This window comes from Tunicatimonas sp., from assembly GCF_049647865.1.
In the GTDB taxonomy this organism is placed as follows: Bacteria; Bacteroidota; Bacteroidia; order Cytophagales; family Cyclobacteriaceae; genus Tunicatimonas.
Map to the genome: position 1 here is coordinate 1 of NZ_JBARYM010000391.1, position 11,554 is coordinate 11,554.

Consider the following 11,554-nt stretch of genomic DNA (forward strand, 5'->3'; position numbering starts at 1 on the left):
AGCCTACTATCTGTCTGGGCAGTTGCAGGAAGATCTATTCTACTTGAAAGGAAAACTTAACGATACAGCTACTTACTACCACGAAAACGGCCAGGTACAGCGAATGGAGGTCTTCAAAAACGGCCGAAGAACCCAAACTACCAAAACCTACTATCCCTCCGGTCAGCTCAAGAGCGAAACCGAGTATTACGCTGGAGTACCGCAAGGTGATTATCGTGCGTATCACGAAAATGGTGAGCTTAAAGAGGAGGGCAAGTACGACGGCGGCGAGCCTTCCGGCACCTGGAAATCTTACAACGAGCAAGGAGAGTTACTGGAAAAAGAAAAGCAGCCGCGCTAGTGGTTAATACATCCGTCAGGTTGGTTTGCGGGCGGCTTCTTTTTTCCCAATTTCTTTTTTAATGATTGCAACTGCCCTACTATGATTTCTGTCGTAGATAAGATAATCTCATCCAATTTATTATTGCCCACTAAGAGTCTTGATCTATAGAAAAGCCACTTTCTTTTAGCATTCTAATAAACGATGATTTCCGTGAGTATTTTGAAGTAATCTCATTTAAAAACGCCTCAAAATGTTCCTGGGTACTAAAGTAATCATTCATATCCCTTAATTCCATAATTTTAGATATAGCAATCTTGTAAAATTTCCTATTCCCTTGATCAATATTTTCCGTTACTACCATCTTTATCTGATCTTGATTTTGGCGAATTTCAGTCATTCTTTCTAGTTCTTGACGGGTCTTTTCCTTATGCTCATTTTCCTTTCTAAACTGCTCTATTTTTGAGACTTTTTCTCCCACCTCGACCAATTTTGTCCGGTCAAATTGACTTTTTCTTTCACTAACATTACCACCCTTTATCTCTTTGACCAATTTAACTTTAAGATTTGGCTCATCGCTCAATATCATTCGAATATACTCTACCATCCTATCTTCAGGCATATTCAGAATTTTCTGTTCATAATTTATTTTTTCTTCATCCTCTCTTTTACTATAAGAGCTCATTGCATTGAGCCAATCTTGATTTACTTCGAAGAATTCTCTAGCCGCGTGACCGCTCGGATTTGATTTTGACAAATTTGATGGTATCAAACTTGACTCGAAGCTGTAATCTAAATCAAATTCTTCGCTCGTGTACAAATCTTCTAGAAACCTGAGCCATATTATAAACAGGGAACTGTAATCTCCTTTCATTATTTCCGTGCGGATATTTAGGAGATCATATCCGTAGCTACCTTCTTCTATCCATCCTGTACCTTCTTCCTCGGTGTAGCTCACGTCAAGAAGAACGAATCCGGATTTTTTAAAGACTCGTATATCTTGTTTGTAACTGGAAAGAACACTGATTCTGTATTTTCTTAAAAATTCATAATCAACTAGCTCCGGTGGGAACTTCATCATTAGTCTTTTACTCCCCCAATTCGCCAGATATACCATAAAGTCAAAATAATCGATTAGAACTTCTTCTTCGTCATAACGAAAGTCACTATAACTATAAGTAAATACTGCTTTTTGGGGTGATAGCTGAACTCGGCTTGACATGCTGCGTATTGATTTTAAACTCTCTGAATTTAGAGGCTTATCTATCGCGTAGAATTCATAAGACTGAAACTCACTCATTTTTTTTATTCTTAAACGACTATCTCTTCAAACCCTATTACGTAACAACTGTATAAACGCAGCAGTACGTTTATTTTTCATATATCTTGGGGGACTAAAATCAGTTCGTACGGATAAATTTTGAAAATAGATTGTACCCCTAAATATAAACGTAGTTCATATAGCAAAAGTCAATTTGACTCTCCCGTACTCACTATCTCGCCAACCTACCCCGAATACCCAAGGTGAAAGCCCGAGGCATACCAGGACGTAATCCAGCGGGGCGGGCGGCTACCGCGTACATTTCGTCGGTTAGGTTGGTCACGTTGCCGAAGAACGTAATGTAGCGATTGAGACGATAGTTGGTGCTAATATCGGTGACTAAGTAACCTGCCAAAGAATTATCATTGGTGAGTGTTTCTTGTCCGGCTACCGTTCGCATACCACTTTGGTAGCGCGTGCTAAGGTTTACATCAAACCTTTGGCTTTGTAAGCTGAGTTGTATGGCTAGTTGATGATTCGCTAAGTAGGGCAGTTCATCGCCAATGGTCACCGTGCCCCAGGGTTCAAACTCACTCTCGAAGTTGTTTTGGAAAGTAGCGTTGGTGTAGGTATACGCTAAGCTGAACGGCAGCGCAATACGCGCGTCCGGATTGTTGATGAGTTGGTACTGAACTTCTAGTTCTAGCCCCTGAGCATTCACCTCGCCCCCGTTGAACTGCTGGGTGGTTCCGGCCCCACCGGCAGCGGCCAAATCGCTGCCCAGTAGGTTGGCGTAGTCGTTGAAGAAGTAAACCGCCCGGGTGCTTAGTGGCCCACTATGGTAGCGCAATCCTAGCTCGTAGTTGACGCTTTTCTCGGGCAAGGTGCCTTCTCTTGAACCGGGTGGCGAAAAGCCCCGATGAATACCAAGAAAGCTACTCAACGCGGAAGTAAATTCGTAATCCAGACCAATACCAGGTAGCCAAACCTGCACCGTGTTCGTTCGATCTGAAAAGTCGCTCGTCGCTGGGTCATCGTCGTTTATCTGATCACGATTAGTGTCATTCTTACCAAAATCTTCCCGCAGAATGTTAATAGATTCGTGACGTAGGCCCGGGGTGACCGTTAGTTTTCCCAGCGTAAGCTTGTGCTGCCAGTACAGTGCTAATGCTTGCGCAGTCTCAATGCGGTTGCTCTCGGTACCAGGCGTTCCGGTTTGGGTTAGTTCCATCACTCCGTTATCCATTCGGTAATTATCTACCCACTGAAAGCGGTCAATCTGATCTTCGTGGTAGCGAATGCCGAACTCGGCCTCGTGGGCCACGGTACCCGTTACGAAATCGTAACCAATCGTTGACTGAACTCCTTGGGCGTAGTAGCTACGATTGTTATTTTTCAATTGCAGAGCATCGTCATTCAAACTACTAGCTCCGGTAATAATGGCGTAGGCTTCGGGATGCGCCGTAGGATTATTCAGCAAGCTGGCAATACTAACTTCATCAGCCTCTTCGGAAGGCTTTACTTTATCCAATTTGTACCAATTGCGACTAAAGTCTGTGCGGTAAAAAGTGGTAGTTACATCCAGATGCGGGGTGAGTGAAATAGCGTGGCGCAACTGAAGTTGACGCTGTTCAGTATTCATCACATCGCGCTGAGATCCAGCGTAGCGACGCAGTGGATCAGCCGCGAAATCTTCTTGCGTGAGGCCCAAGTAAGTTTCATTAGAGGTTTCGGTGGTGTACCCTAGCTTAAGCGATAGCGATTGATAGAACCGGGCGTCAGCATCGGTATTGACCCGAAATTTCACTAGATAGTCTTCCTTGTTAAACCCGGTATCTCCACCATTATCCAAACCTTTGAAGCCATCGGAAGCTAATTGGAAGGTTTCTACCAGAAAGCCTACGTTTCCGTAAGAATCCCCCACATTGGCGTGCAGGGTGCGCTGACCAAAGCTACCACCCACCATTTGAATATTGCCCAAAAAATCCTGCGGAATTTGGGTAGAAATAAAGTTGATCGCCCCTCCGGTGGTGTACGGGCCATATTTGATCTGGCTGGCTCCCTTCATAATCTCAATCGCCTGCATCCGGCCTACGGTAGGAAAATAGTAAGCTGCCGGAGCAGCATAGGGAGCGGGGGCCATCAGTACTCCATCTTCCATTACCGTAATCTTAGAACTGCGTTCTACTCCGGTGCCCCTAAAACCAATATTAGGTCGTAAGCCAAAACCATCTTCCTCCTGCAAATTCACGCCCGGAATGGTCCGCAGAATCCGGTTGATATCAGTGTAGTTGAATTGCTCTAGCTCCTGAGGAGAAATATAGTGTACTGAACCAGGAATTTCGCCAATTCCTTTTTTCCCACCCGTCATAGAGATGTGCTGAATTACTACTTCGGGTAAATCCATAATCTGCTCCGATAGCGAAACTTGGATGGGATTAGGCGGACTGCTGTTCACCTCAATGGTCTGCTCCGTGGTTAGAAATCCTACTGCTGAAGCCACCAGCGTATATTCGCCCGTGGGTACCGAAGGGATGATAAATTGGCCCCGACTATTTGTGGAAGCTCCCAAATTGGAATTTTTAATATAGATATTGATGCCGGAAAGGGGTTGATTTTGATTGGCTAAGGTAACTTTACCCGTCACCTCGTATTGTCCGAAGCAAAGTAAAGGGAGAAAAATGAATAGTAAAGTAACGTGGTACAGGTGCTGAATCATAGAAGCTAATTAGAATTGGGATTCAAATTTAGACTAAATCTAAATAGTGCCCAAACCTGTCGGTTAATTTTGTGTTAAGTAGTTGTAAAACTTTTAACCACTGATTTAACTATTTACTATCCATGATCTATATTGATATAAACCAGGAACGAGTTCCAGCTTTAGGGTTGGGTACTTATAGTCTTACTGGACAAGCCTGCCGTACTTCCGTAGCCGATGCTATCTTACTGGGTTACCGCCATATTGACACCGCCAAGATGTACGACAACGAGCAAGATGTAGGCTACGGCATCAGCGATGCATCTGTTGACCGAGACGATTTATTCGTCACTACCAAGATTTGGCATACCGACCTTACCCGGTCAGGAATTACCGCTGGGCTGGAGGACAGTTTGCAGAAGTTACAAATGGATTATGTGAACCTAACGCTCATTCATTGGCCTTCGGATGATATGAATTTGGAGGAGTGCTTAGAAACACTGATGGAATTGCAGCAGCAAGGAAAAACGCGTTTAATTGGAGTAAGTAATTTTCCGGCTTCATTACTGCAAGAAGCGAAATCAATAGCTCCTATCGTTTGCAACCAGGTCGAGTACCATCCTTACCTGGGGCAGAGTGCGATACTCAATGTAGTACGGGAACATAATCTCATGTTAACGGCCTATTCTCCCATTGCTAAGGGTGAAGTACTACAGGACCAAAACTTAGTTAACTTAGGGAAAAAGTACGGAAAGTCACCTACGCAGATCACGCTGAGGTGGTTGGTACAGCAAGATAACGTAGCGGCCATTCCTAAAGCTAGTAGTCACGAACACCGAGCCGAGAACCTAGATATCTTCAACTTTTCGCTAACCGATGAGGAGATGGATCATATCCACTCGCTGAGCAAAAATCACCGACTTATCAATCCGCATTTTGCACCCGTTTGGGATGATTAAACTATCAATGAAGTTGACTCGATTAAAATCGTGTGATTTTAGCTTTGTAGAGTAGTAGCTGAATTGCTGCGGGCCAATCAGGTAGATGGTCAGCATCGTAGGTGTAAGTACGAATCTCGCGGGCAATTGTGGCACTATCTTTCATGGCTTGAAGGTGGGCATCGCTCTGAGCGAACTGTTTGAGTTCCGCTTCACTGTTCCACAGGGTCATGGTGTAGTGAGTTGTCCAGAAGCCTCGTTTCTTATACTCTCGGCAATTGGTCGCTTTTAGTTGCCGGGCAATTTTCAACGCCTGAGCCGATAGTGCGAAGAATTTAAAAGGCCCTTTTAGCTTTATGGATGTAACGGTAACTTTCATAGAATAATAAATACCCGCAGCAAATTCTAAGCTGCGGGTATTTTAATTATAGTTAGCGTACAAATGCGGTGGCTAAACCGCCGTCGACGTTTAATACATTTCCGGTGCTTTTATTCATTAAGCCTCCTACTAAGGCAAACACTCCGTTGGCAATATCGTCCGGTACGATGGTTTCGTTGAGCAGCGTGCGCTTGGCGTAGTGGTTGGGTAGTTCCTCAACTGAAACTCCGTAGGCTTCGGCTCGTCCTTTGGCCCAGCCTCCGGCCCAGATGTTGCTACCCTGAATCACCGCGTCGGGGTTAACCACATTTACCCGGATTTTATCTTTACCCAGCTCCGCTGCCAGCAAGCGCGACAGGTGCAATTGAGCAGCTTTCGCCGTTCCGTAGGCCGCGTTGTTCGGCCCGGAAACCAGCGCGTTTTTACTGACAATATTTACCACGTCTCCCCCTAAACCTTGCTTGCGCATAATATTTACGGCCGCTTGGGTCATCAAGAACTGCCCCTTTACCATCACATCGTGCTGCAAATCCCAGTCCCCTTCCGAAGTATCTTCCAGGGTTTTAGAGATAGATAATCCTGCATTATTCACCAGAATATCGACACCTCCGAAAGCCAGTGCCGCAGCTTGGATAGACTGCTGAATATCTTCGGGCTTAGTGACGTTTAACTGCGCTCCGATAGCCGAATCTTTACCGTATTTCTCTGTAAATTCTTTACGAGCTTCCTCCAATCGATCCTGATCCATATCGGACAGAATAACGCAGGCACCCTGCTGCACAAACTTTTCGGCAATGGCTTTCCCGATACCGCCGCCGCTACCCGTAATCAGGGCTACTTTGCGCGATAGTGGCTTCTCGGGGGGCTGCCGTTTCAGTTTGGCTTCCTCTAGCAACCAGTACTCAATATTAAATGCCTCCTGAAGTGGCAACGAAGTGTATTTCGAAATAGCTTCTGAACCCCGCATTACGTTGATGGCGTTTACGTAGAATTCACTGGCTACCCGAGCAGTTTGCTTGTTTTTGGCAAACGTAAACATACCCACTCCCGGCCAAAGAATTACTACCGGATTAGGGTCGCGTATATCGGGGCTATCATCGTGCTTATGGTTCTCGTAGTATTCGGCGTACTCTTTACGGTACTCCTGAAAGGCCCCATGCATCTGTTCCCGGATAGCCTTAGCATCAGATAAATCGGCGCCAGCCGGAAGAAAATCCAGTACGAGCGGGCGAATCTTGGTTCGCAAAAAGTGGTCGGGGCAAGAGGTTCCCATTGGGGCCAACTTCGATAAGTCTTCGCTATTGATAAATTCCAGCACGCGATCGTTATCGGTAAAATGTCCAATCATGGGTTGATGACTGGAGCACAGGCCTCGCAAGGTAGGAGCTAACTCAGCGGCTTGCTTCTTCCGGTTTACTTCCGGCAGGGAGTCCACTTTCATTCCGCCGAACACCGGACGATCTTTACCGGCGTGTTCTTCAATGTAGTGTGATGCCTTTTCGATAATTTCCAGACTATTCATGTAACAGTCGTAGGCGTTATCCGCCCAAGTGAACAGACCATGACTACCTAACGTAATTCCTCTTATACCAGGATTATCCTGAATGCACTTCTCCAGTTGCAATCCCAAATCAAAGCCTGGTCGCTGCCAATCCACCCAGCCGATTTGTCCTTCAAACAGCTCTTCGTTGATGCGCTTCCCGTCTTTAGCGGCGGCAATAGCAATTAGCGCATCGGGGTGCAGGTGATCGATATGCTTGTAAGGCAAAAAAGCGTGTAGCGGAGTGTCAATACTGGGCGCGCGTGAATCCAGATCGTATAAACAGTGGTAGAACAACCCGACCATCTCATCTTCGTGCTCCAAGCCTCGGTAACGATTCTTCAATGCGTGTAAGCGTTCATTGAACAATCCAGCCAGTCCACTACGCGTCAATGATCCAATATCACCTCCCGAACCCTTAATCCACATTACTTCCGTATCTTCGCCGGTTAGTGGATCTTTTTCAATAGTTTTGCAACTGGTATTGCCGCCCCCGTAGTTGGTGATTCGGAGGTCAGCTCCTAATATATTAGAGCGGTAGAGTAGTAGAGCTACTTCATCGCCTTCTAGCGACTTAGCTTTTTCATCATCCCACAGATAGTCAACGTATTTAAAGTTAGTGTTTGCGCTTTCCATAGAAGGTATTTTTGGTAAAAGAAAAAATGTTGATATATAGGAGTAAAAATACAACATATAAGGTGAAAATGCCGTCCTGTACTATCTTGTACTCACTTTCTATTCCTTAAAAGAATGAATCATCTACTACATTTTTTACTACCGCTACTCGGAATATTAAGTAGTAGTATATCCAAAGCTCAACTTGATAGTCCGTCTCAGGTTGCAAGCGGCCAGCAAGCCCACCACCGAGGCGTGTACGAAATTGCCTTAGATGCTACTCCTACCGAACAAAATCCCTATTACGACACAAATCTGGAAATTACCTTCATCCGGCCCGGTGGCTCAAAAGTAGCGGTTGATGGTTTTTACGACGGGGGCACCCGTTACCGCGCCCGGGCGTACTGCGATACGGAAGGGACATGGCAGTGGCAATCTGCCTCCAATAACCCGGGACTGGATAATCAGCAAGGAACGTTTGAAGTGCAACCTTCGAATTTCCGGGGAAAGCTGCGGATACATCCGGATGATCCGTACCAGTTTGCCTACGATAACGGTGAGTGGTTTTTACATATTGGCGACACAGGCTATCGCTACGTAGTGCCGACCGAACCGCACTGGCAAGCATACATCGATCAGGCCGCAGAGATGGGAGCTACTAAAATCCGAACCTGGTTTGCCATGTCGCGGGGCAAGGTAGACGAACTACTGATGCCCAACAATCGCGACCTATCGCTGTTTGTCTGGAAGGAAATTGAACACCGCTTGCTGTACGCCCTGAAGAATCATCCGCAAATTATTTTTCAACTGATGCCCCACGCCGAAGACACCGAGATGATCCGTCGCTACGGAGATGGTGACGAAGTTTCTCAAATGATCGCCCGTTACGCTCAGGCCCGCTGGTCGGCTTTTCCCAATATTCAGTGGGCCATGACGAACGACCGCAAAATTAAAGCGGATACGGTGGCGACTATCTCCGGACGAGAAGTTTACTATCAAACGATCAACCGGATGGGACAAGACTACCACGAGCGAGAACCTTGGGGCACGCTGATTACCAATCACCAATCTCGCTTCGATGGCTACGCTTTTGCGGAAGAATCCTGGTCGGATATAGTTACTTTAGAAAGTCTGGATGAAGTAGACGGTGAACTGATCTTAGAATACCGAGCTAGAACGCAACAACCCGCCGTGCTGGACGAAGACCGCTACGAGCTATACCGGGCACCGGCTCATCCGCGTTATTTTTTCCGACGGCTGATGTGGGCTTCACTATTCTCGGGAGGACACGCAACTTACGGGGGTTTAAAAACCTACGATCCCTACCTAGGCTCAGAGTTTGAGGGCCCCGATAAAAATGTACTGCCGCGGTACCAACCGCACGAAGGTAGAGACAAAGGCGTTACGGGCTACTTCGATGCTAACCGCTCGGGCATTCTGTTTCAGGGAGGGCACGATTTCCGGCACATCCATCAATTTTTTCAGGAGTCGGGGCTAAACTTAGTTGGAATGCAACCCAATGATAACTTGGTCGGCGGAAATGCCTTTCAGAATAAATGCATTCATAATGAATCCGAATATCTGATTTATCTGGCCAACCCCAGTGGCGATACTCCCCAAAATGACTACCCCAAAAACGAAGCCGCCACGGTAACGTTATCACTACCAAAAAATGATTTCTCGGTACGCTGGTTTGATCCCGACACCGGAAGCTGGTCGTACGGCTCCAACGTATCGGGTCAGCAGACCACCACTTTTACCGCCCCGGCAGAAGGCGACTGGGTTCTGTGGCTATCTCGCGAGCAGGAAAGTGAGTAGATAATAATCTACTTCATTTTAGACAGCTTCAAAAACCGTAACCTCTATCCCCTGCTTTCCCGTTAGCTACGTATATATTTCTGCATTACGATATCAATAATTTATGAAATCACTAGATACCTTAATTAAACAGCGGTACAGTCCTAATCATTTTTCCGAAAAACCGGTAAGCTCAGAACAGTTGAACCATCTGTTTGAAGCGGCCCGACACGCTCCTTCCAGCTACAACGAGCAGCCGTGGCGGTTCATCTACGCTACCCAAGACCAACCCGAAGCGTATCAACAGTTATTTTCCTGCATCAACGAGAACAATCAAGAGTGGGCCAAACGGGCACCGGTACTAATACTGAGCTTAGCGAAGAAGCACTTTAGTAAAAACGAAAAGCCCAATCGCCACGCCTGGCACGATACCGGAACCGCCATTGGGTTTTTATTGCTTAGAGCTACCGAACTTGATTTGTACGCCCATCAGATGGCTGGATTCTTCCCCGATAAAGCCCGCGAAGTTTTTGGTATTCCGGATGAGTTTGATCCCGTGGCGATGATGGCTATCGGATATTTAGGCAACGAAGAACGACCCAACAAACCCCGAAAAGCAGTAGGCGAGTTTGCTTTTGCTGGTACTTGGCCGAAATGATAAGGTGTTATGGTGTTATGGTGTTTACGTAAGTTAGTTAATTTTGAATACCCCGCGGTGGTCGCCTAAACCCTAATTCATAACATCCTGAGTACTATAACACTCCGCACTCAAACACTATAACACCATCATGACTGACGAATCCTTACGCTACCCAATCGGACAATTTTCACCACCGGAGGAAGTTACCAAATCAGACCGAGAAAAATACTTAAATGAAATTGAGCGACTTCCGGCTACTATGCGAAAAGTAGTTGCCGGACTAACTGATGAGCAACTAGATACCCCGTACCGAGAAGGTGGCTGGACGCTACGACAAGTGGTACACCACGTGCCCGACAGCCACGCCAACAGTTACATCCGCTACCGCTGGGCCCTTACCGAAGACCAACCTGCAATAAAGGCCTACTTTGAAGACCGCTGGGGCGAACTTCCCGATGCATCTTCTGCCCCCGTTGGACCTTCGCTTCAGTTGTTAGAAGCTTTGCACCAACGCTGGTTGCTGTTACTTCGAGCCATGAACGATGAGGATTACGCCCACAGTTTAATCCACCCTGATATGCGCAACCCGATTCGGCTAGATACCATGCTGGCACTCTACGCCTGGCACGGTCAGCATCACGTAGCCCACATTCAATCATTGAAAAATCGCATGAACTGGTAGATAGTGCCTGTTTACCCTAGCTCAATTTGTGGTGAAGGATACGTTTTACTGCGATAATCTTTGTAAACTTGTTTTATGAAATGGATTTGTCTTCTTCTGTTTGTAGTGAGTATATCAATAAGTCGAGCGCAGTCACCTTCTTCTAACCCACTTCGGGTGGGCGTAGTAGGATTAACTCATTCTCACGTTCATCAGATTTTAGGAAGAGAAGATCGGGTCTCGCCAAACCGGGTCTCGCCAGACCGAGGCGATATCGAAATTGTGGGAATTGTAGAACCCAATCGGGAACTGGCCCAACGGTACGCTGAGCGGCACGGCTACGCTATGGATTTAGTGTACGATGACCTGGAAACAATGCTGGACGAAACCCAGCCCGAAGCGGTCACGGCCTTCAATACTATTTACGATCATTTGAGTGTGGTGGAAACCTGCGCTCCCCGGGGTATTCACGTGATGGTAGAAAAACCACTGGCGGTAAGTATGGATCATGCTCAGCAAATGGCCAAACTCGCTCGGCAACACAATATCCATCTGCTCACCAATTACGAAACGACTTGGTACGGTAGCAACCATGAAGCCTACCGGCTGGTCCACCAAGAGAATGCGATCGGTGATTTGCGTAAGGTTGTGGTGCACGATGGCCACCCGGGGCCTAAGGAAATTGGGGTGAACCAAGAGTTTCTGG

General features: G+C 46.6%; 10 protein-coding genes. 6 read left to right on the forward strand and 4 right to left on the reverse strand.

What is annotated here, in order from left to right; genetic code table 11:
• Positions 1-340, forward strand: a 340-nt coding sequence (locus WBA23_RS11700; RefSeq protein ID WP_424582462.1) for a toxin-antitoxin system YwqK family antitoxin, incomplete at its 5' end; no start/stop codon positions are given.
• A 130-nt stretch (positions 341-470) separates the two neighbouring features.
• On the opposite strand, the gene WBA23_RS11705 is transcribed toward WBA23_RS11700, so the two are convergent.
• Positions 471-1,541, reverse strand: coding sequence for a hypothetical protein (locus WBA23_RS11705; protein WP_424582463.1), 1,071 nt, complete (start codon positions 1,539-1,541; stop codon positions 471-473).
• Positions 1,542-1,812: 271 nt separating this feature from the next.
• Positions 1,813-4,299, reverse strand: coding sequence for a TonB-dependent receptor domain-containing protein (locus WBA23_RS11710; protein ID WP_424582464.1), 2,487 nt, complete (start codon positions 4,297-4,299; stop codon positions 1,813-1,815).
• A 122-nt stretch (positions 4,300-4,421) separates the two neighbouring features.
• Between WBA23_RS11710 and WBA23_RS11715 the strand changes: the two genes are divergently transcribed.
• Positions 4,422-5,237 carry an aldo/keto reductase gene (locus tag WBA23_RS11715; protein WP_424582465.1) on the forward strand — a complete coding sequence of 272 codons (816 nt, stop codon included), beginning with the start codon at positions 4,422-4,424 and terminating at the stop codon, positions 5,235-5,237.
• Between the two features lie 22 nt (positions 5,238-5,259).
• On the opposite strand, the gene WBA23_RS11720 is transcribed toward WBA23_RS11715, so the two are convergent.
• Together WBA23_RS11720 and WBA23_RS11725 are read right to left on the reverse strand one after the other, a co-directional pair.
• Positions 5,260-5,595: a DUF3291 domain-containing protein gene (locus WBA23_RS11720; RefSeq protein WP_424582466.1), complete on the reverse strand. Its 336-nt coding sequence runs from the start codon at positions 5,593-5,595 to the stop codon at positions 5,260-5,262.
• A gap of 52 nt (positions 5,596-5,647) precedes the next feature.
• Positions 5,648-7,771, reverse strand: coding sequence for a bifunctional aldolase/short-chain dehydrogenase (locus WBA23_RS11725; RefSeq protein ID WP_424582467.1), 2,124 nt, complete (start codon positions 7,769-7,771; stop codon positions 5,648-5,650).
• 114 nt (positions 7,772-7,885) lie between these two features.
• On the opposite strand from WBA23_RS11725, the gene WBA23_RS11730 reads away from it, so the two are divergent.
• From WBA23_RS11730 to WBA23_RS11745, 4 genes are all read left to right on the forward strand, one after another.
• Positions 7,886-9,568, forward strand: a complete 1,683-nt coding sequence (locus WBA23_RS11730; RefSeq protein ID WP_424582468.1) for a DUF5060 domain-containing protein — start codon at positions 7,886-7,888, stop codon at positions 9,566-9,568.
• Between the two features lie 103 nt (positions 9,569-9,671).
• A complete protein-coding gene (locus WBA23_RS11735) occupies positions 9,672-10,205 on the forward strand; it encodes a nitroreductase family protein (RefSeq protein ID WP_424582469.1) in 534 nt (177 codons plus the stop codon).
• Positions 10,206-10,335: 130 nt separating this feature from the next.
• Positions 10,336-10,869 (forward strand): YfiT family bacillithiol transferase, encoded by a 534-nt coding sequence (locus WBA23_RS11740; RefSeq protein ID WP_424582470.1) that lies wholly within the window; start codon positions 10,336-10,338, stop codon positions 10,867-10,869.
• A 75-nt stretch (positions 10,870-10,944) separates the two neighbouring features.
• On the forward strand, positions 10,945-11,554 hold a 610-nt coding region (locus tag WBA23_RS11745), incomplete at its 3' end, for a Gfo/Idh/MocA family protein (RefSeq protein ID WP_424582471.1).